This is a genomic window from Actinomadura sp. 7K534, from assembly GCF_004348575.1.
In the GTDB taxonomy this organism is placed as follows: domain Bacteria; phylum Actinomycetota; class Actinomycetes; order Streptosporangiales; family Streptosporangiaceae; genus Spirillospora; species Spirillospora livida.
Genome location: NZ_SMKB01000132.1, coordinates 1 through 20,071 on the forward strand (window position 1 = coordinate 1; position 20,071 = coordinate 20,071).

The 20,071-nt window shown below is 73.5% G+C and carries 22 protein-coding genes; 17 read left to right on the forward strand and 5 right to left on the reverse strand.

Translation table 11 applies throughout. The features are described from left to right. Positions 1-57 precede the first annotated feature (57 nt). The 3 genes from E1266_RS23435 to E1266_RS23445 all read left to right on the forward strand — a co-directional run bounded on the left by E1266_RS23435 (position 58) and on the right by E1266_RS23445 (position 2,631). Positions 58-399, forward strand: a complete 342-nt coding sequence (locus E1266_RS23435) for a type II toxin-antitoxin system RelE/ParE family toxin (protein WP_347876740.1) — start codon at positions 58-60, stop codon at positions 397-399. A 31-nt stretch (positions 400-430) separates the two neighbouring features. Next, positions 431-766 carry a helix-turn-helix transcriptional regulator gene (locus E1266_RS23440; protein ID WP_132050392.1) on the forward strand — a complete coding sequence of 112 codons (336 nt, stop codon included), beginning with the start codon at positions 431-433 and terminating at the stop codon, positions 764-766. A 206-nt stretch (positions 767-972) separates the two neighbouring features. Then, the gene (locus tag E1266_RS23445; protein WP_132050394.1) at positions 973-2,631 is read left to right on the forward strand and encodes an ABC-F family ATP-binding cassette domain-containing protein; all 1,659 of its coding nucleotides are present in this window, start codon (positions 973-975) and stop codon (positions 2,629-2,631) included. A 9-nt stretch (positions 2,632-2,640) separates the two neighbouring features. On the opposite strand, the gene E1266_RS23450 is transcribed toward E1266_RS23445, so the two are convergent. The 3 genes from E1266_RS23450 to E1266_RS23460 all read right to left on the reverse strand — a co-directional run bounded on the left by E1266_RS23450 (position 2,641) and on the right by E1266_RS23460 (position 6,228). Beyond that, positions 2,641-3,630, reverse strand: coding sequence for an MBL fold metallo-hydrolase (locus E1266_RS23450; RefSeq protein ID WP_132050396.1), 990 nt, complete (start codon positions 3,628-3,630; stop codon positions 2,641-2,643). A 74-nt stretch (positions 3,631-3,704) separates the two neighbouring features. Beyond that, complete coding sequence (locus E1266_RS23455; RefSeq protein WP_132050398.1) at positions 3,705-4,862, reverse strand: steroid 3-ketoacyl-CoA thiolase; 1,158 nt, start codon at positions 4,860-4,862, stop codon at positions 3,705-3,707. Positions 4,863-4,983: 121 nt separating this feature from the next. Further along, positions 4,984-6,228 (reverse strand): cytochrome P450, encoded by a 1,245-nt coding sequence (locus E1266_RS23460; RefSeq protein WP_132050400.1) that lies wholly within the window; start codon positions 6,226-6,228, stop codon positions 4,984-4,986. Positions 6,229-6,551: 323 nt separating this feature from the next. On the opposite strand from E1266_RS23460, the gene E1266_RS23465 reads away from it, so the two are divergent. Further along, complete coding sequence (locus E1266_RS23465) at positions 6,552-6,968, forward strand: hypothetical protein (RefSeq protein ID WP_132050402.1); 417 nt, start codon at positions 6,552-6,554, stop codon at positions 6,966-6,968. 90 nt (positions 6,969-7,058) lie between these two features. On the opposite strand, the gene E1266_RS23470 is transcribed toward E1266_RS23465, so the two are convergent. After that, entirely contained in the window at positions 7,059-8,210 is a 1,152-nt protein-coding gene (locus E1266_RS23470) for an RNA-guided endonuclease TnpB family protein (protein ID WP_132050425.1), read from the reverse strand. A 53-nt stretch (positions 8,211-8,263) separates the two neighbouring features. Between E1266_RS23470 and E1266_RS23475 the strand changes: the two genes are divergently transcribed. The 9 genes from E1266_RS23475 to E1266_RS23515 all read left to right on the forward strand — a co-directional run bounded on the left by E1266_RS23475 (position 8,264) and on the right by E1266_RS23515 (position 16,603). Next, a complete protein-coding gene (locus E1266_RS23475) occupies positions 8,264-8,437 on the forward strand; it encodes a type II toxin-antitoxin system prevent-host-death family antitoxin (protein WP_132050404.1) in 174 nt (57 codons plus the stop codon). A gap of 313 nt (positions 8,438-8,750) precedes the next feature. Next, positions 8,751-9,785 (forward strand): ketoacyl-ACP synthase III, encoded by a 1,035-nt coding sequence (locus E1266_RS23480; RefSeq protein WP_132050406.1) that lies wholly within the window; start codon positions 8,751-8,753, stop codon positions 9,783-9,785. Positions 9,786-9,787: 2 nt separating this feature from the next. Then, positions 9,788-10,552: a glycosyltransferase family A protein gene (locus tag E1266_RS23485; protein WP_243718764.1), complete on the forward strand. Its 765-nt coding sequence runs from the start codon at positions 9,788-9,790 to the stop codon at positions 10,550-10,552. 14 nt (positions 10,553-10,566) lie between these two features. Next, entirely contained in the window at positions 10,567-11,751 is a 1,185-nt protein-coding gene (locus E1266_RS23490) for a cytochrome P450 (RefSeq protein ID WP_132050408.1), read from the forward strand. Next, positions 11,748-13,253: a class I adenylate-forming enzyme family protein gene (locus E1266_RS23495; RefSeq protein WP_132050410.1), complete on the forward strand. Its 1,506-nt coding sequence runs from the start codon at positions 11,748-11,750 to the stop codon at positions 13,251-13,253. Before E1266_RS23490 ends, E1266_RS23495 begins: the two co-directional genes overlap by 4 nt. After that, positions 13,250-14,179: an NAD(P)-dependent oxidoreductase gene (locus E1266_RS23500; protein WP_132050412.1), complete on the forward strand. Its 930-nt coding sequence runs from the start codon at positions 13,250-13,252 to the stop codon at positions 14,177-14,179. Before E1266_RS23495 ends, E1266_RS23500 begins: the two co-directional genes overlap by 4 nt. A 49-nt stretch (positions 14,180-14,228) precedes the next feature. Beyond that, positions 14,229-14,957: a Clp protease N-terminal domain-containing protein gene (locus E1266_RS23505; RefSeq protein ID WP_132050414.1), complete on the forward strand. Its 729-nt coding sequence runs from the start codon at positions 14,229-14,231 to the stop codon at positions 14,955-14,957. Positions 14,958-14,987: 30 nt separating this feature from the next. Next, positions 14,988-15,866: an alpha/beta hydrolase gene (locus E1266_RS23510; protein ID WP_132050416.1), complete on the forward strand. Its 879-nt coding sequence runs from the start codon at positions 14,988-14,990 to the stop codon at positions 15,864-15,866. An 86-nt stretch (positions 15,867-15,952) separates the two neighbouring features. Beyond that, a complete protein-coding gene (locus tag E1266_RS23515; protein ID WP_207945877.1) occupies positions 15,953-16,603 on the forward strand; it encodes an NIPSNAP family protein in 651 nt (216 codons plus the stop codon). Here E1266_RS23515 and E1266_RS23520 read toward each other — a convergent pair. Further along, positions 16,544-18,031: a PucR family transcriptional regulator gene (locus E1266_RS23520; protein WP_132050419.1), complete on the reverse strand. Its 1,488-nt coding sequence runs from the start codon at positions 18,029-18,031 to the stop codon at positions 16,544-16,546. The genes E1266_RS23515 and E1266_RS23520 overlap by 60 nt on opposite strands. A gap of 99 nt (positions 18,032-18,130) precedes the next feature. On the opposite strand from E1266_RS23520, the gene uraD reads away from it, so the two are divergent. The 4 genes from uraD to E1266_RS23540 all read left to right on the forward strand — a co-directional run. Next, positions 18,131-18,616, forward strand: a complete 486-nt coding sequence (gene uraD / locus E1266_RS23525; protein ID WP_132050431.1) for a 2-oxo-4-hydroxy-4-carboxy-5-ureidoimidazoline decarboxylase — start codon at positions 18,131-18,133, stop codon at positions 18,614-18,616. Beyond that, entirely contained in the window at positions 18,613-18,927 is a 315-nt protein-coding gene (gene uraH / locus E1266_RS23530) for a hydroxyisourate hydrolase (protein ID WP_132050421.1), read from the forward strand. The genes uraD and uraH overlap by 4 nt, the downstream gene beginning before the upstream one ends. A 5-nt stretch (positions 18,928-18,932) precedes the next feature. Continuing rightward, the gene (gene pucL, locus E1266_RS23535; protein WP_132050423.1) at positions 18,933-19,823 is read left to right on the forward strand and encodes a factor-independent urate hydroxylase; all 891 of its coding nucleotides are present in this window, start codon (positions 18,933-18,935) and stop codon (positions 19,821-19,823) included. Between the two features lie 19 nt (positions 19,824-19,842). Beyond that, positions 19,843-20,071 (forward strand): FAD binding domain-containing protein (locus E1266_RS23540; protein ID WP_207945878.1); only part of this gene is annotated, 229 nt, incomplete at its 3' end.

Below are 20,071 nucleotides of genomic sequence, written 5' to 3' on the forward strand. Positions count from 1 at the left end.
CCGCCACCCACCTGCCGACCCCTCCTGGGGGGTGAAGGATTTGCTAAACTCCCGTCCATGGCCGAGGAGTGGGAGATACGTGTCACCAACGAGTTCCTCGTGTGGATCGACACATTGGACGAGCGCTCCAAGGCCCAGGCGGTCGACGCCATCGACCGGTTGGCCGAGGGCGGTCCCGCACTTGGCCGCCCCATGGTCGATCGGCTGGAAGGTTCAGAGATCCACGACCTGAAGGAGTTGCGTCCGGGGTCGGCGGGGGCGCACGGAGGTTCGGAACCTGTTCGTCTTCGACCCGTGGCGATCGGCGATCCTCCTGGTGGGCGGAGAAGTCGGGGGACTGGTCCGGGTGGTATCGGCAGGCGATTCCGCGTGCCGAGGAGTTGTACGCCGACTACGTGAAGGAGCGGGAGAGCGAAGAGGGGCGGAAACTATGACGAACTTCCCCAAGTGGAGCGATGTGCGGCCCGATGTCGTCGCGGGTGCCGGCGGCGAACAGGGCGTGGCCGAGGCCCGTAAGCGCAACCAGGCGTACATCGATGGGCACCGGCTCGCGGAGAGGCGTAAGGCCATCGGACTGTCGCAGAGCGAGGTGGCCGACCGGATGGGCGTGACCAAGAGCCGCGTCTCCCAGATCGAGCGAGGCGAGGTCTCCACCGTCGAGGTCATCGCCCGATACGTCGAGGCCCTCGGTGGAGAGCTCCAGATCTCGGCCGTTTTCGGTGACGACATGTACGTGCTGCGCAGCACCGATACCCACGCCGCCTAATTTGGGTTGCGGGGTGGAGGGGTGTGGTTGCTAGCTTCGGGGGCGTGCCACGGTTGTTCTTTCTCTGATTCCTCTCTGGACGGCCCGTCCCTCGTGTTGAGCGAGCCACGGGCGGTCTGACGCTGTCCTGAGTCAGCTCGAAGGCGCGCTTCCCCACGAGTTCTTCTCGATGCGTCCACGCATGCGCGCCTCCGTCCGGAGGAAGAATGAGCACCCTTTCCATCACCCTGCCCGCGCGTGCTCGGGCGCAGCTCACCGCCGAAGGCGTCCGCGTCGTCCGGGGCGGGCGCACCGTCCTCGACGGCGTGGACCTGACGGTCTCGCCGCAGGCCCGCTGGGGCGTCGTCGGGGAGAACGGCCGCGGGAAGACCACTTTGCTCCACGTGCTCAGTGGGGTCCTGGTGCCCGACGAGGGGCACGTCCAGCGGGTCGGCACGCTCGGGATCGCCGAGCAGGCCATGGCCGCCGGGCCCGGCGCCACCGTCGGCCAGGCCATCGACATGGAACTCGCGGACGCCCGCGCCGCGCTGAAGGCGTTCGACGAGGCCACGCGGGAGCTGTCCGAGGGGCTGCCCGGTGCCGAACGGCGGTACGGGGCCGCCCTGGACGCGGCGGAGGCCCTCGACGCCTGGGACGCCGACCGGCGGGTCGACCTCGCCCTGGAGAACCTCGGCGCGGTCACCGACCGGAGCAGGCGCCTGTCCGAGCTGTCGGTGGGCCAGCGCTACCGGGTCCGGCTCGCGTGCCTGCTCGGCGCCGAACACGACTTCCTGCTTCTAGATGAGCCGACCAACCACCTGGACGCGGCCGGCCTCCGCTTCCTCACCGCGAGGCTGCGCGCGCATCCGGGCGGGGTCGTGGTCGTCAGTCACGACCGGGCGCTGCTGTCCGATGTGGCGACGACCGTCCTCGACCTGGATCCCAGCCGGGACGGGCTGCCGCGCGTCTACGGGGACGGCTACGCCGGCTACCGGGAGGGGCGTGAGGCGGAGCTCCGGCGGTGGGAGGAGGAGTACGAGCGGCAGCGGGCCGAGCACGCGCGCCTCACGCGGGACCTGTCGGAGGCCCAGAACCGGCTCGTGACCGGCTGGCGGCCGGACAAGGGGACGGGCAAGCACCAGCGCGCCACCCGCGCACCGGGCATCGTCCGGTCCGTGCATCGGCGCCGGGACGACCTGGAGCGGCACGCGGTGACCGCGCCGGTGCCGCCGCGGCGGTTCCGGATGCCGGATCTGCCCGCGCGTCCCGGCGTTCCGCTGCTCACCGCCGACGGCGTGCGGGTGGAGGGCCGTCTGGACTGCGACGTGTCGCTGTCCCTGGAGTCGGGTTCGCGCCTCGTCGTGACCGGGCCCAATGGGGCCGGGAAGTCGACGCTGCTGGCGGTGCTCGCCGGGCGGCTCGCCCCGAGCGGCGGGCACGCGCGGCGTGCCCCGAACACGCGCGTGGAGTTGCTGGCCCAGGAATCGCCCCACGTGGACGGCAGGGCGCACGACGTGTTCGCCGCGCACGCCGGGCGCCTGGTCGCCTCGGGCCTCATCGGTGCGGACGAGACGGTCTCGCTCTCCGCGCTGGGGCTCCTGTCAGCGGACGACCTGGGCAAGCCCGTGGGGAGACTCTCCATGGGGCAGCAGCGCAGGCTCGACCTGGCGATGGTGCTGGCGGCCCGCCCGCACGTCCTGCTGCTGGACGAGCCGACAAACCACCTGTCGATCGCCCTGGTGGACGAGTTGACCGCGGCGCTCCGGGCGACCCCGGCGGCCGTCGTCCTCGCGACCCACGACCGTCAGTTGCAGCGCGACACCGAGGGCTGGCCGAGGCTCGCCCTCGATCCTGAGCGTCCGCTCAGGCCCGTCCCGCAGGGGTAGGGCGGCCGGTCAGCGGAGACGGTAGCGGAGGGGGTCGCCGGTGCCTTCCCGGCGGGCGACCCCCCGGGTCTCCAGGGTCCGGATGTGGGCGGCGGCTTCGGCGGCGGCCATGCGGCGGGCGAACTGGGCCATCTCCTCCCAGGGGTTGCGCCAGGTGAGGCCCGCCGTGATGTCCCACAGCGTCCTGGGGTCCGCGGACAGCAGGGCGGTGATCTCGGCGAGGCGCTGCTCGTGGTGCTCGATGATCTCCTGGGCGCGGGCGGAGAGGCCGTTGAAGCGGTACTGGTGGGCCGGCAGCACCTCGGCCACCGACATCGCGGAGACCTTGTCGAGGGAGCCGAGGAAGTCGCTGAGCGGGTCGACGTCCGGGATGTCGTACGGGTACAGGCCGATGTGGGGGGTGATGCGGGGCAGGACGTGGTCGCCGGTGAAGATGCGGTCGCCGTCCTCCAGGTGGAGGCAGAGGTGGCCGGGGGAGTGGCCCGGCGTCCAGATGGCGCGCAGCCTGCGGCCCGGGAGGTCGACGAGGTCGCCGTCGGACAGCTCCCGGTCCGGGACGGCGGGCGGCTCGACCCGGCGGTCCGCGGGCGGCTCGGCCAGGTCCGACTCGGCCGCGCCCGCGCGGCGCAGCGCGGTCAGCTCGAACGAGCGGCGGCCGCCCTGCCCCACGCTCTGGAACAGCCGGGTGATCTCGGCGTCCGCGTGGTGCATGGCGATCCAGGCGCCGGACGCCTCGCGCACCTTGCCCGCGAGGCCAGCGTGGTCGGGGTGGTAGTGGGTGACGACCACGCCGCGGACGTCGGCGACGTCGATCCCGAACGTGCCGAGCCCGCCGCGCAGTGCCGCCCAGGCGTCCTCGTGGTGCCAGCCCGCGTCGATCAGGACGGGACCCTGGGGGCTCTCCACCGCGTACACCAGCGTGTAGGCCAGGGGGTTGTCCGGGATCGGGACTGGAACGCTCCACAGTCCGCCGCCGAGGTCTTCGGGTTCCGGCTGCAAGGAGTGACCGCCTTTCGCGCCTTCGCAGAGTGGCGGCCCCGGCGGTGCGCCGGGGCCGTGGTCGTCGTGGCCGGTCAGATCCGTTCGAGGATGGTCGCCGTGGACAGCGCGCCGCCGCAGCACATCGTGACGAGGGCCGTCCCGGCGTCGCGGCGCTCCAGCTCGTGGAGCGCGGTCGTGATCAGGCGCGAGCCGGTCGCGCCGACCGGGTGGCCGAGGGCGATGGCGCCGCCGTTGACGTTGACCTTGTCCATGTCCGGCTTGTGGACCGACGCCCAGGACAGCACGATCGAGGCGAACGCCTCGTTGATCTCGGTGATGTCGATGTCGCCCATCGTCATGCCGGACCGCTGGAGCACGCGCTCGGTCGACTGCACCGGGCCGTCCAGGTGGTAGTACGGCTCCGAGCCGACCAGGGCCTGGGTCTTGATGCGGGCGCGGGGGCGCAGGCCCAGGGCCTTCGCCTTCTCCTCGGACATGAGGAGGACGGCCGCGGCGCCGTCGGAGATCTGGGACGAGGTGCCCGCCGTGTGCAGCCCGTCCGGCATGACCGCCTTGAGCCCGGCGAGGCCGTCGGCGGTGGTCTCGCGCAGGCCCTGGTCGCGGGTGACCTCGCGGGTCTCCCCGGTCACGTTGCCCTCGGCGTCGAGGACGGGCGCCGTGACGGGCGCGATCTCGCGGTCGAAGCGGCCGTCGGCCCACGCCTTGGCCGCGAGCTGCTGCGAGCGGGCGCCGAACGCGTCGAGGTCGGCGCGGGTGATGCCGCGGCGGGCGGCGATCCGCTCGGCGGCCTCGAACTGGTTCGGCATGTCGAGCGACCAGTCGTCCGGCCGGGGGTCGGCGGGCAGGACGTTGCTGCCGAGCGGCGCGCGGCTCATCACCTCGACGCCGCAGCCGATCGCGACGTCCACGACGCCGGCGGCGATCTGCGACGCGGCGAGGTGGACGGCCTGCTGCGCCGACCCGCACTGGGCGTCGATCGTCGTGACGCCGGTCTGCCAGGGCAGTCCCGCGTACAGCCAGGCGTAGCGGCCGACGTGGCCGCCCTGCTCGCCGGCCTGCGTCACGCACCCGGCGAACACCTGCTCCACCTCGGCGGCGTCGATGCCGGCGCGCCCGACCGCGGCGTTGAGCGCGTGCGCCAGGACGGCCTGGGCCTTCATGCCCGCCAGCCAGCCGTTGCGCTTTCCGAGCGGTGTGCGCACTGCCTCGACGATCACCGGGGTACCCATGCGGTCTCCTTCTAGAACGTGATTCGCATTCACTGTAACCCGTTCTAGATTTCGGCGAGGAGGCCGCGTCCCGCTGGGCAGGATCGCCCGGCGGCCGGGCGGGCCGGGTCAGGCGTGCCGGCTAGGCGTACCGGACGGGCAGCTCCTTGATGCCGTTCAGCCAGGGGGAGCGCAGGCGGCGCGGCTCGCCGAGGCGCGCGATGTGCGGCATCTGGTCGGCGATCGCGTCGAACATGAGCCGGATCTCCAGGCGGGCCAGGTTCGCGCCGATGCAGTAGTGCGCCCCCGTGCCGCCGAACCCGAGGTGGGGGTTGGGGGAGCGGGCGATGTCGAACGAGGCGGGGTCCTCGAAGACCTCCTCGTCGAAGTTGGCGGAGCTGTAGTACATCGCCACGCGGTCGCCCGCCTTGATCTCCGCGCCGCCCAGCTCGGTGTCGCGGGTGGCGGTGCGCTGGAACGCGGTCACCGGCGTCGCCCAGCGGACGATCTCGTCGACGGCGCTCTCGGGGCGCTCGGCCTTGAACAGCTCCCACTGCTCGGGATTGTCCATGAACGCGATCATGCCGTGGGAGATGGCGTTGCGGGTCGTCTCGTTGCCCGCGACGGCGAGCAGGATCGTGAAGTACCCGAACTCGTCGTCGGTGAGGCCGCGCCCGTCCACGTCGGCCTGGACCAGCTTGGTGACGATGTCGTGGGCGGGGCAGCCGCGCCGCCGGTCGGCCAGCTCCATGGCGTAGCCGATGATCTCGGCGGCGGCGCAGGCGGGGTCGGCGTCGTAGTCGGGGTCGTCGTAGCCGAGCATCTGGTTGGACCAGTCGAACAGCCGGCGGCGGTCCTCCTGCGGGACGCCCATCAGCTCGGCGATGGCCTGCAGCGGCAGCTCGGCCGCGATCTCGGTGACGAAGTCGCCCTCGCCGCCGCGCCGGCGGGCCTCGGCGACGATCCGCTCCGCGCGCTCCTGCAGCGCGTCGTGCAGTCGGCCGATCACGCGCGGGGTGAAGCCGCGGGCGACGATCTGGCGGAGCTTGGTGTGCTGCGGCGGGTCCATGTGCAGCAGGAGGTTCTCGCGCTGGACGTCCAGCTCCTCGGTGCCGAGCGACTCGTTGAACCGGATGATCGCGCCGTTGGCGTTCGAGGAGAACAGCTCGTGGTCGCGGGAGATCTCCTTGACGTGCGCGTGCTTGCTGATCACCCAGAAGCCGTCGTCGTCGAAGCCGGTGCGGCCGCGCGGCTGCGCGTTCCACCAGGGCCGTCCCGTCCGGCGCAGCAGCGCGAACTCGGCGAGGGGGACGCGCTCGGCCATCAGGTCGGGGTCGCTGAAGTCGAATCCGGCGGGGACGGGGGTCTCCGGAGCGGTGGCGGTCATGGGCGGTTCCTCCCGGTCTGCGGCGCGAGCTCCCCCTCACCGTAGAACGCGTTCCAAGCCGACTTCAAGAGAAAATGAGACTCAAGTCTAATCTGGCGTCTTGTCGGGAGTCTCCGCAGGTCACGCCGTGCTGAGGTGTGCGGACGCGGCGGGGCCGCCGCATGCCATGGCACATGATCGTTCTCAAGGGCGGCGGCCGGTGAGCTTCGTCACCCGGGCCGCGGATCGGAAGTGAAACACGTTCTAGAAATCGCGGGGATGGATCATCCGGGGCGTCGACTAGCCTGGGTTCTCCGACCGCCCCCGGCGCCGGAGAGAACCTCATGGCCGCAGACTTCGACGAGCCCGTGTTCGACGACGACTTCGTCCGGGGCGCCACGTTCACGGAGCCGAGCGCCCGCGAGCGGATCCGGCCCCCGAGCAGGCGCGAGCAGCGGCGCATCCGACGTGCCGCCCGGCGCGCCCGGCGCACCGGCGGCGTGAGCTTCCCGCGGCGCCGCAGGTACCGCGAGCCGAGCTACCGGCGGTCGGTGCTCCAGCTGATCGGCATCGTGCTGGCGCTGTTCGCGATCTCGTTCGCGCTGTGGTGGTGGAACCGGCCGCCCGCCGAGCCGGAGCCGGTCCGGCCGGTGTTCCCGACGGCCCCGGAGAACCCGGGCGGTCCGCAGAACCCCGGCGGCCCCGGGGAGCCGGCGCCCGGCCCGACCGGCGAGGTACCGGAGGAGATCCCCGAGGTTTGACGCGCTCCCCGGCCTGAAGGCCGGGGATTCAGCCTGTGCCGCGTGTGCGGCACTTCTGTGGCTTCCTGTTTCACCGGGTCCTGCCTTCCGCTAGGCGGGAGGGCTTACGGTCCCTCCGCAGGCGTTTAGGCTGTCCGCCCGTCCGGCGGCCAGGATGTTGCTGGCGGCGTTGACGTCGCGGTCGTGGACCGTGCCGCACGGGCATGCCCATTCGCGGACGGTCAACGGCATGGCTTCGGTGACCGTCCCGCACGCTCCGCAGAGCTTGGAGGAGGGGAACCAGCGGTCCACCTTGGCGAAGGTGCGGCCGTACCGGGCGGCCTTGTACTCCAGCATTGCGACGAATTGGGACCAGCCCGCGTCGTGCACGGACTTGGCCAGCCGGGTGCGGGCCAGGCCGTTCACCGCGAGGTCCTCCACGTAGACCGCTTGGTTTTCGCGGATCAACTGGGTGGAGAGCTTATGGTGATGGTCCCGCCGCGCATCGGCGACACGGGCGTGCATCCGCGCGACCCGCGCGACCGCCTTCCTGCGGTTGTTCGAGCCTTTCTGCTTGCGTGACAGCGCCTGCAGCGCTTTGCGGAGGCGGCGTTCGGCGCGGCGCAGGAACCTCGGCGAGGTGATCTTCCGGCCGTCGGAGGTCACCGCGAAATGCGTCAACCCCAGATCGATCCCGACCTCGGCCGCCGCCTCCGGCAGCGGCCCGTCCATGGTCTCCACGACGAAGGAGGCGAAGTACCGGCCCGCCGCATCCCGGATCACCGTGACCGACGACGGGGCGGACGGCAGGTCCCGGGACCACCGCACCCGCACGTCCCCGATCTTCGGCAGGCGCAGCTTCCCGCCCGCCGTGACCGTGAAGCGGGCGTTGCGGGTGAACCGGACCGCCTGCCGCCGGTCCTTGCGCGACCGGAACCGGGGCGGCGCGACCCTGCGGCCCTTGCGCTTGCCCGACACCGACGCGAAGAAGTTGCGGTACGCGGTGTTCAGATCGGCCAGGGCCTGCTGAAGGACGACCGAGGAGACCTCGCCCAGCCACGCCCGCTCGCCGGTCTTCTTCGCCTCGGTGATGACCAGCTTGGACAGGTCCCCGTCCGACAGGTACGGCAGCCCCGCCGCGTGCGCCTCTTCGCGGGCGCGGAGGGCGTCGTTGAACACCACCCGCGCGCACCCGAACGCCCGCGCCAGCGACCGCTGCTGGCTCGGGGTCGGGTAGAGCCGGAACCGGTACCTGAGCCGCACCCGTGAATCGTACATCCACGTACATCATGGTTCGCGCTTGTACACTGACGTGCATGGAGTCGGAAGAGATGAGCGTCGCCGACGCACGCCGCCAGTTCGCCGACGTCCTCAACGACGCCGCCGTCCGGGGACGCATCACCTACATCACCAACCGAGGCCGCCGCATCGCCGCAGTCGTCCCCGTCCCCATCGCCGAAACCGCCGACCAAGACCACGACGCCCCCTGAACCAGCCCGTCAGAGCAGGCTCGGGCCTGACGGCCCCCGCGCGGGCCTTCACCCCCGGCCTGAAGGCCGGAGCACTGGCCCGCACACCGGTAGCGGCCGCCGTTTTCGATCTTCGGGCTGGTCAGCCCGGCGATCATGCGGGTGGCGGTGCCGCGGGAAACGCGGTAGTACTCAATCCGGATGAGTGGCGGTACTCACGGCGAACCGGGGTACAACGCCCACCCCTGGTTCCGTAGGGTCGCTCTCGCCGGAGCGTCCGGGGTCGGCGAGTCTGATCGTCCACCGAGCACGAGGAACCGGGGGACCCCAGCCCATGAGAGCCCGCATCGCCGCCGTCGCGGCGCACCTGCCCGAGCGGACGGTCACCAGCGCCGAGGTCGAGGCGCGCATCGCGGCCGAGAGCGCCGCCGGGAGCGCCGCCGGAAGCGCGGCGGACGGCGGTTACCGGCCGCATCCCACGATCATCGAGCGGATGACCGGGATCCGCGCCCGGCACGTCATGCGGGACGACGAGCAGGCGTCCGACCTGGCCGCCGCCGCGGCCCGCGACGTCCTCGCGCGGCGCGGGCTCCGGCTGGCGGGCATCGACCTGCTGATCTTCGGATCGGCCTCGCAGGACCTGATCGAGCCCGCCACCGCGCACATCGTCGCGGACAAGCTCGGCGCGGCCTGCCCGGTGTTCGACGTCAAGAACGCCTGCAACAGCTTTCTGAACGGCCTGCAGATGGCGGACGCGCTGATCCGCACCGGGCAGCACGAGCGGGTGCTGGTCTGCACCGGCGAGAGCCCGTCGCGGGCCGTCCGCTGGAAGGTGCGCGACCGCGCCCAGTTCGTGGACGCCTTCGCCGGCTACACCCTCTCCGACGGCGGCGCCGCGGCGCTCGTCGAGGCGGCCCCCGACGGCGGGATCTTCTACCGCGACTTCGCCGCCGTCTCCGGCGCCTGGCGGATCGGGACGCTGCCCGCCGGCGGCTCGATGCACCCCCGCGACCCCGAGTACACCTACTTCAGCGGGGACGGGCGGCGGCTCAAGGACGCGTTCCTCGCGGGCGGGCCGGAGATCTTCACGACCGCGCTGGAGAAGACGGGCCTGGCCTGGGACGACTTCGCGGTCGTCGCCGTCCACCAGGTGACGCTCCCGTACCTGGAGGTGCTGCGGTCGGTCCTCGGCGTCCCCGCGGACCGGCTCGTCGTGACGCTGCCCGAGCACGGCAACGTCGCGTCCGCGAGCCTCCCGCTGCAGCTCGCCACCGCGCTCGCCGAGGGGCGCTGCGGGCCCGGTGACCGCGTCGCCATGATCGGCCTCGCCGGCGGCATCAGCCTCGGCGTCCTGTTCGCGGAGCTGTGACCATGCATCTGCCCATGGATCTGTGGGTCGTCGTCCCCGCCTACGACGAGGAGCGGTCGATCGGCGCGACGCTGCGCCGCCTAGCCGCGCAGACCGACACGGGCTTCTCGCTCGTCGTGGTCGACAACGGCAGTACCGACGGCACGGCGCGGGTCGTGAAGGAGTTCGCGGCGGAGGAGGCTCCGTTCGACGTCCGGATCGTGCACGAGCCGGAGAAGGGCACGGGCGCCGCGTCCGACACCGGTGTCCGGCACGCGATCAGCGCCGGGGCCACGCACATCGCCCGCACCGACGCCGACTGCCTGCCGCATCCCGGCTGGGTCGCGGCGGTGCGGCGGGCGTTCGGCGACGGACTGGAGCTGGTGTCGGGGCCGCTGCTGCCCCGCACCGACGAGTTCCCGCTGAAGTTCTGGGAGCGGCGCCTGCTGCCCGCCGTCATCGATCTCGCCGCCCTGTTCGGGCGCTTCCGGCCCGGCAACCAGGACCCCGCCTACCTCGGCCCGTACGTGATGATGCCGGGCTGCAACCTGGCGATCACGGCGGACCTGTACCAGCGGGCCGGCGGTTTCCCGCGCACCCGCATCGAGGAGGTCCACGAGGACCGCGCGCTGGTCAACCGCGTCCGCTACATCACCGACGCCTACGGGCTGCGCAAGGACATGGTCATGTACGGGTCGGTGCGGCGGCTGCGCGCGTACGGCCTGGTCAAGACCCTCGGCTGGTACGCCGACCACCGCTACATGCCCGACGTCGTGGACATCCGGTGAAGCGGGGACATCCGATGAGGCGCGGACATCCGGTGAACTGGGAGCGGCGCCTCTACCTGGCCGCCCATCCGGTCGCCTACCCGCTGCTGCGGGGGATCGCCAGGCGCGGCGCGATCGTCCGCGTGCCGGGCCTCGGCGTGGTGGTGAACGACGCCGCCCTGGCCCGGGAGGTCCTCATGGACGGCGAGACGTTCCGCAAGGACGGGCCCGGCTCGCCCGGAGACCTGTGGACGCCCGTGCTGGGGCCGTCCGTCCTGCTCAACATGGAGGGCGAGGCGCACCGGGTGCTGCGGCGCCGCCTCACCGACCTGTTCGTCCCGTCCTACACCGAGGAGCTGTGCGACCGGGTGCTGGCGGAGCCGCTGGAACGGCTCGGCGACAGGCTCCGGCGCGGCGAGGCCGTCGACCTGGTGGACGCGGCGCGGGTGCTGGCGGCGGCGGTCATCAGCGAGGTCATCGGCCTGGACCTGCGCACGGAGGCGGCCTGCCGGGACCTGTTCGAGCAGGGCGAGCGGGTGGTGTCGATGGTGTCGCTGCGGACCCGCCGGCTTTCCCCGGCGCAGGTGCGGCGCGCCCGCGAGGTCCTCGACCCGCTCGGCGACGCCGCGGAGAAGGCGTACCTGGGGGACGAGTCCACGGTCATGGGGCGGATGCGGGCGCTCGGCCTGTCCCGGGACGAGGCGCGCGGCGCCGCCGGGGCGTTCTTCCTGACCGGCACGGAGACCGTCGCGACCTTCATCCCGCGGCTGGTCGCGCTGCTGCACGACCACGGCCGGCTCGCCCGGGCCGCCGACGACCCGGCACTGCTCGACCGCGCCATCGAGGACGCGATGCGGGTGACGACGCCGACCCCGGTGATGCTGCGCAGCGTGCACCGCGCGGTGGCGGTCGGCGGCGTCGCGGTCCGCCCCGGCGACCGGGTGCTGATCGCCACGCACAACTGCTGCCGCGCGCACGGCCCGTTCGACCCGGGACGCCCGCATCCGCCGGAGCTGCGGCGGCTGTGGTTCGGCGCGGGCCCGCACTTCTGCATCGGGTACCCGCTGGCCATGGCGCAGATCCGGCGGGTCGCCCGCACGGTCCTCGGCGCCGCGCCGCTGGTCATCACGCGGCGGAAGGCGGCGCGGGGCGTGCTGATCCCGACGTACCGGCACCTGGCCGTCCGCTCGGAGTCCGCACCGGCGGGGGAGGCGGCATGACGCTCGTGCAGCGGCTGCTCGACCAGGCCGCGGCGGCGCCGGCCGAGGTCGCCCTGGTCGCGGGGGACGGCGCCGAACTCACCTACGGCGAGCTGCGGCGGCGGGTGCTCGCCGTCCGGCACGGGCTCATGGAGGCCGGGCTCGCGCCAGGGGACGGGGTGCTGTTCTCGGTGCGGCCGTCGCCGGAGTCGCTCGTCCTCGCGCTGGGCGTGGTCGCGGCAGGGGGAGTGGTCGTGTTCGCCGACCCGGGCGCCGGGCCGGAGATGTTCACCGCGCGGCTCCGGCTGGCGCGCCCGCGCTGGTCGGCGGCCGAGTCGGTGCTGTACGCGGGGAGCCGGCTGCGGCCCGTCCGGGCGTACGCGCGGCGGCGCGGGCTGCTGCTGCCGAACCTCGCCGACCTCCAGATCCCCGGCGGGGACCCGATGCGGCACGTCCACGTCGGCCGCCGCCTGCCGGGCGTGCCGCGGAACGCCCTGTCGTTCGAGCGGCTCGCGTCCGGGGACGCGCCGGAGCCCGGCCCGGACGAGGACCCCGGCGCCCCCGCCGCGGTGATCTTCACCTCGGGGACGACGGCCGCACCGCGCGCCGTCGTGCACACCCGGGCGTCCCTGGCGGCGGCGCTCGACCTGTTCCGGACGCGGCTGCCGCTCGGCCCCGGCGACGTCGTCCACACCGACCAGCTCATGCTCGGGCTGCCGACGCTGATCGCGGGCGCGCGGTGGTCGATGCCGCCGCTGTCCTGCCCGCCCGGCCGCTTCGCCCGGCTGATGCGGGAGCGGGGCGCCACGCACGTCTTCTGCGTTCCCGTCCACCTCGCCGACGTCCTCGACGCGTCGCCAGAGCTGCCGCCGACCCTGCGGTACGTGCTGCTCGGGGCCGCTCCCGCGCCCCCGGCGATCCTGCGCAGGGCGGTCGCGGCGGTGCCGTCCGCCGAGGTCCTGTCGGTCTACGCGATGACCGAGATCCTGCCGGTCGCGATCGCGTCGGCGGAGGAGAAGCTCGGCCACACCGGGTCCGGCGACCCCCTCGGCGCGCCGCTGCCCGGGGTCGGCGCCCGGATCGCGGACGACGGCGAACTGCTGCTCTCCGGCCCCAACCTCTGCAGCGGCTACCTCGGCGCGGACCCCCGCACCGAGCTGCCGACCGGCGATCTGGCCCGCCTGGACCAAGGCCGCCTGATCCTCATGGGACGCAAGAAGGACATGCTGATCCGCGGCAAGTTCAACCTTTACCCGGGCCTGTACGAGCCGGCGATCGCGGCGCTCCCGGACGTCGCCGAGGCCGCCATCGTGGGCGTCCCCGACCCGGGGACGGGCGACGAGGAGGTCGTGCTGGCGGTGGTCGGCCCCGCCGACCTGCCCGCCCGGCTCCGCCGCGCCCTCCCCGGCGTCATCGACCACGACGCGCTGCCCGACCGCATCGTCGTCCTGGACGGGCTGCCCCGCTCCGGCCGGACCCGCAAGCTCGACCGCGACCGCCTGCGCGAGCTGGTGGGCGCATGAGGATCGCGGTGACGGGCGCCTCGGGTTTCGTCGGCGGCGCGGTCTGCCGGAGGCTGGCCGCCGACGGCGCCGCCGTGTTCGCCTACGGCCGCCGCGCCTCCGTGGACGCGGCCCACCTCGGCGGCGCGGTCTACCGGTCCTGGGACGTCACGCGCGGCCCGCTCGCCGACGCGCCCCAGGTCGACGCGGTCGTCCACTGCGCGGGCAGCGTCACCGACTGGGGGCCGGCCGCCGGGCTGTTCGCCGCGAACCTTACCGGCACCCGCAGCGTTCTGGCGGCCTTCCCCGGCGCACGCTTCGTCCACGTCAGCACGGCGAGCGTGTACGACCCGTTCCGCCCGAGCGTCATGGCCACCGAGGACGAGGCCCCCGTGCGCCGCTACATGAACGCCTACGGCGCGTCGAAGGCCGCCGCCGAGCGCGCCGTCCTCGCGGCGCCCGGCACGATCGTCCTGCGCCCGCACGCGGTCTACGGCCCCGGCGACGCGACCCTGCTACCGCGCGTGCTGTCCGCGGTGCGGGGGCCGGTCCTGACCGCCGCCGGGACGGGCCGCCAGCGCATCAGCCTTACGTCGATCGGCAACCTCGTCCAGGCGTGCGTGCTGGCCGCGACCGGCCCGGCCGCCTCGGGCGTCTTCAACGTCGCGGACGCCGCCCCGGTGACGATCGACGACGCGTTCCGCGAGATCCTCCGCGAGCGCGGCGTGCGCGCCAGGCCCGTGTACGTGCCCGCCGCCGTCGCGCGCCCGCTGGCCGCCCTCGCCGAAGGCGCGTTCCTGCTGGCGAACCGTCCCGAGCCGCCGCGCATCACCCGCTACGCGATCAGCCATCTCGCCGTGGAGCGCACCCTCGACATCACCGCCGCCAGGGAGGTCCTCGGCTACGACCCGCGCCCCACGACGTTCGCCGGAGCCGCCGGCTGGTGATCGTCAACCTCGGGTTGACGATACCGATTCGTCAACCTAGGGTTGACGCATGACCGAACCCACCCAGCCCGTAGGGCAGATCCGGCTCGACGAACTGATCAACGGCATCAAGAAGGTGCACACCGACGCCCTCGAACAGCTCCGCAGCGCGGTGATCGCCGCCGAGCACCTCGGCGAGGTCGCCGACCACCTCATCGGCCACTTCGTGGACCAGGCCCGCCGCTCCGGCGCGTCCTGGACGGACATCGGCAAGAGCATGGGCGTCACGAAGCAGGCCGCGCAGAAGCGCTTCGTCGCCAAGGGCGCGTCGCCCGACCTCGACCCGCAGGACGGCTTCTCCCGGTTCACCCCGCGCGCCCGCAACATCGTCGTGGCGTCCATGAACGAGGCGCGGGCCGCGGGCAACGACCACATCGGCACCGTGCACATGGTCCTCGGGCTGCTGTCCGAGCCCGAGGGGCTCGCCGCGAAGGCGATCGTCGCGCAGGACGTCCTGCTCGACACGGTCCGCCAGGCCGCGACGGAGGCGCTGCCGCCGGAGGCCGAGAGCGTCCCCGACCTCATCCCCTACGACGCGGACAGCAAGAAGGCCATGGAACTCACCTTCCGCGAGGCGCTGCGCCTGGGCCACAACTACATCGGGACCGAGCACATCCTGCTCGCCCTCCTCGAGTTCGAGGACGGCACGGGCGTCCTCTCCGGGCTCGGCATCGACAAGGCGAAGGTTGAGGCGAACATCACCGAGGCGCTGAGCGCCATCGTCGCCGAGGAGGGATGAGTTCCGGGCGCCCGGGGAGTCCACCCCGGTATGAAGAAGCACATCAACGGAGTGGACCTGTGGGTCGAGACGTCCGGTGATCCGGCCGGCACGCCGATCCTGCTCGTGGGCAACACCGTGCTCACCTGGCCGGACGACCTCTGCGCACGCCTGGCCGCCCTGCGCCGCTTCGTCGTCCGCTACGACCTGCGCGGCACCGGGCGGTCCCGGACCCCGGGATCCGGCGCCGGCCCCGAAGCCCCCGAGTACACGCTGCGCGACCTGGTCGCCGACGCCGCCGGCGTCCTCGACGCCCTGGACCTGCCCGGCGTGCACGTCGCGGGCTTCGGGACCGGCGGCTGGATCGCGCAGCTCCTCGCCCTCGACCACCCGGACCGCGTGACCACCCTCACCCTCGTCGCCACCAGGCCCACCGCGCCCGGCCCCAGCGACCCCGACCTGCCCGAGCACGCGCCCGAGCTGATGGCCCACTTCATGAACCAGCCCGAGGTCGACTGGACGGACCGCGAATCCGTCGTCGGCTCCATGCTGGAGAACGCGCGCCACATGTCCGGCGCGGAGTTCGACGAGGCCGAGGCCCGGCAGGCCATCGAACGGATCCACGACCGGACGCTCGCCACGCTCGACCCGGGCGACGACCCCGGCGCGGCCCACCGCGCGGACCAGATGGCGACCGCCTTCGCCGCCCTCGACTCCGGCCCGCGCTGGCGCGAGCGCCTGGGCGCCATCAAGGCGCCGACCCTGGTGGTCCACGGCGCGGACGACCCGTTCTTCCCCGTCGGCAACGCCCGCGCGCTGGCCGCCGAGATCCCCGCCGCGGAACTGCTCGTCCTGCCGGGCACCGGGAACGAGCTTCCGCGCCGGACCTGGGACACGGTCGTCTCCGCCATGCTCCGGCACACGTCCTGATCCGTGCCCGGGGTGGCCCGAAACTGACGGGAATCGGCCCGCCGGCGGCTCGCGGACGGGCCGCCCGGCCGGTGATCCTTGCGCTCGTGAACGTGATCGAACTACGCCAGTACAGGCTGCACCCGGGACGCAGGGACGAACTCGTCGAGATCTTCGACCGGGAGTTCCTCGAATCGCAGGAGGAGGCCGGCATCGCCGTCCTCGGCCAGTTCCACGACCTGGACGATCCCGACAAGTTCGTGTGGCTCCGCGGCTTCGCCGACATGGACGCGCGGGGCAAGGCCCTGCCCGCCTTCTACGACGGCCCGGTCTGGGCCGAGCACGGCCTGGCCGCGAGCGCCACGATGGTCGACGCGTCGGACGCCCGCCTCCTGCGGCCGCTGCGCGGCCTCCCGGACCTCCCGCCCCGCCCGCCGGCCGGCGCCGCGCCGCCGCCGACCCGGGTGACCGCGTTCCTCTGGTCGTTCGGCGACCGGCTGGCCGAGGCCGAGCCGGTCATGCGGGACGAGGTCGTCCCGCGCTTCGCCCCGGACGCCCTGGCCCTGGCCTCGCTGACCGCCGAGAACAACTTCCCGCGCCTTCCGCTGCGCACGGGCGACGGGCACGTCGTCGTCATCACGACCGGTCCCGGCGCCGTGCCCGCCGGCCTCCCGGCGGGGATCCCGGAGCCGGAGCGGCTACGGCTCGCCCCCACCGGCCGGTCCCTCCTCGGGGCCGTCCATCAGGCGGAGGGCTAGGAAGAAGTCGACGCGGTCCTCCAGGCGGGAGAGGTCGCGGCCGGTGAGGTCCTGGACGCGCTGGATGCGGTAGCGGACCGAGTTGACGTGCAGGTGGAGCCGCTCGGCGCAGCGCGTCCAGGAGCCGGACATCTGCAGCCACGTCTCCAGGGTCCGGACGAGGTCGGCGCCGTGGACCCGGTCGTACTCGTGCAGCGGGTCCAGGAGGCGGACCCTGAACATGTGGCGGACGTCGTCGGGGACGCTCGCGAGCAGCAGCACGTGCGTGGCCAGCTCGTCGTGCCGGACCACGCAGACCGGCGACGGGCGCGTCGCGGCCAGCCGGCGCGCGTAGCGGGCCTCCTCGACGGCCGCGCGCAGGTCGGGGGCCGTCGCGACGTCGCTGACGCCGACCGCGATGCCGCCGCCCGCCAGGCCCGGCACCAGGAGGTTCAGGGCGGCCTGGGCCTCGGCGGCGAGGTCGTGGCCGGCGGCGGGGACGAGCGCGATGACCTCGTCGTCCACGACCCCCACCGCGCGCGGCCGGGGCAGGACCTCGGCGAGGACGGCGCGCAGCTCCTCGGGGCGCGGGGAGCCGCGCCCCGACGCGGCGACGGCCACGTACGGGTCACCGGCCAGGCCCGCGTACCGCAGCCGGGCGGCGTCCCCGGCGGCGGCCGCGGCGACGACCTCCCGGTCCGGGTGCGCGGCGGCGTCCAGCCGGGCCTTCTCGATGGCGACGATCGCGGCGAGCTCGGAGGTGAGGGCGCGGCGTTCCGGGGGCCAGTCGCCGAAGTCCCCCTCGGAGGCGATGAACCAGTCCGCGACGCGCGACGCCGCGCCGGCCGCGACCGGGAAGACCGACATGCCGAGGTCCGGGACGTGGTGCGGCAGCCGCGGCGCGGTGAGGAACGCCGCGGCGAGCGCGGCGGGGTCCGGCGGGGGCGGCCCCGCGACGACCCGCCCGGCGGGCGTGAGGACGTGGCAGTGGCCGACCAGGTCGAGCACCGCGTCCAGGCCGGTGCCCTCGACCAGGCGGCGGTGCCGGTCCAGCACGGCGGTGAGGTCGGCGGCGCGGGCGCTGGACAGCTGCCGGACGACCTCCTCGGTCACCGTCGCGAACGCCACGTCCTCCGGCACCTTGAACAGCGGGAGCCGGTGCCGGCGGCAGGCGTCCACGAGGTCGCCCGGGATCGCGCCGAGCGTGAGGTCCCAGGCGGCGAGCGCCGAGACGCCCGCGTCGGCGAGGGCCCGGACGAACGTCTCCGAGTCGGCGGGGCCCGTCCGCCAGACCAGCCCGGTGAGCACCAGCTCTCGCCCGCGCAGGTAGCGGCCCGGGTCCAGGAGGTCGGTGGTGACGACCCACCGGATCGTGCGGTCCAGTTCGTCGTCCCCGGTGACCACCTCCAGCCGCAGCCGCGGCATCGCGAGCAGGGAACGCAGCCTCATGTGTAGCAAGCTACAAAAGGGGGCGGGGGCGCGGGGGCGGAGTTCGGAGGTCCTGTCACTCGACCCGGTCGCGGGCGGCTGTGTGTACTGGCAGGCGTGATGGTCGGTGAGGGTGAGCTGGCGGCGTGCTGCGCGTCCCGCCGGTGGCTGGCGGCGGTCGCCGCGCGGCCCCGCGGTGATCTCGGGGCGCTGCGCGAGACCTCCAGGCGGGTGCTGCGCGAGCTGGAGTGGGCGGACGTCGAGGAGGCGCTCGCCGCCCATCCCCGCATCGGGGAGCGCGCGGAGGGCCGGACCAGGGAGGCGGGCTGGTCGCGGGAGGAGCAGTCCGGCGTGGACGGCGCGGAGGCGGACCTCAAGGCCGCGCTCGTCGAGGGCAACCGCGCCTACGAGGAGCGTTTCGGGCACGTGTTCCTGATCCGGGCGTCCGGCCGCTCCGCCCTGGAGATGCTGCGTGAGCTGCGCGAGCGGCTGGGTAATGACGCGGAGACCGAGCGGCGGGTCGTCCGGGCGGAGCTGGCCGAGATCGTCGACCTGCGGCTGGCGCGGCTCGCCGGGGGAGCGGACGCCGAGGGGGAGGGACCATGAGCCTGTCGACGCACGTGCTGGACGCGGCGAAGGGCCTGCCGGCGGCGGGCGTGGCCGTCCGGCTGGACCGGCGGGCGGACGACGGCACCTGGACGACGCTGGCCGAGGCGCGCACCGACGACGACGGCCGCGTCAGGGAGTGGGACGCGCCGCCCGGGGCGGGCGTGCACCGGCTGACGTTCGACACGGCGGGACTGTCGGACTTCTACCCGGAGGTCACCGTCGCGTTCACGATCACCGATCCGGGGCGGCACCACCACGTCCCGCTGCTGATCAGCCCGTTCGCGTACTCGACCTACCGAGGGAGTTGACGGCGATGGCCGTCGTGCTCGGACCCAACCGCTACGGCAAGGCGGAGACGCGGGTCGTCCGCGTCACCCGGGACGGGGGCGCGCACCGCGTCAAGGACGTCAACGTCAGCGTCGCCCTGTCGGGCGACATGGAAGACGTGCACCTGACCGGCGACAACGCGGCCGTCCTGCCGACCGACAGCCAGAAGAACACCGTGTTCGCGTTCGCTAAGAAGCACGGCATCGCGGCCATCGAGGACTTCGGCCTGCTGCTCGCGCGGCACTTCGTCGACTCCCAGCCGACGATCTCCCACGCCCGGGTCGAGATCCACGAGTACGGCTGGGAGCGGATCACGGGCGGGCACTCGTTCGTGCGGAGCGGCGGCGAGGTGCGCACGGCGGTCGTGCACAGCGACGGCGCGGGCGCCGGAGAGGGCACTGGAGGGGGCGGCGGAGAGTCGGTGGTCTCCGGGCTCAGGGACCTGGTCGTCCTCAACTCGACCGGCAGCGAGTTCCACGGGTTCGTCCAGGACGAGTACACGACCCTCGCCCCGACCGACGACCGGATCCTCGCCACCGCCGTGACGGCCCAGTGGCGCCACCGGGGAACGGACGCACGCTGGGACGACTCCTACCGCGCCGCCCGGAAGGCCCTGCTCATGGCGTTCGCCGAGACGCACAGCCTGTCGCTCCAGCAGACCCTCTTCCAGATGGGCCGCCGGGTCCTGGAGGAGCGGGCGGAGCTCTGCGAGGTGCGGCTGTCGATGCCCAACAAGCACCACTTCCTCGTCGACCTGGAGCCGTTCGGGATGGACAACGACAACGAGGTCTATTTCGCGGCGGACCGCCCGTACGGGCTCATCGAGGGCACCGTCCGCGCCGACGACGCCCCGCCCGCCCCGGCCGCCTGGAACTGAGAGATCGAGGGGCTGCACCATGGACTTCCTGCGACCGGCGACCTGGGCGGACGCCCTCGCCGCGAAGGCGGAGCGACCGGGCGCGCTGCCCCTGCAGGGCGGCACCGACGTCATGGTCGAGATCAACTTCGACGTGCACCGGCCGGAGGCGCTGCTCGATCTCAACCAGGTGGCCGAACTGCGGGAATGGGACGTGGCAGGCGGCGTGTGCCGGGTCGGGGCCGGGGTGCCGTACACGACGATCATTA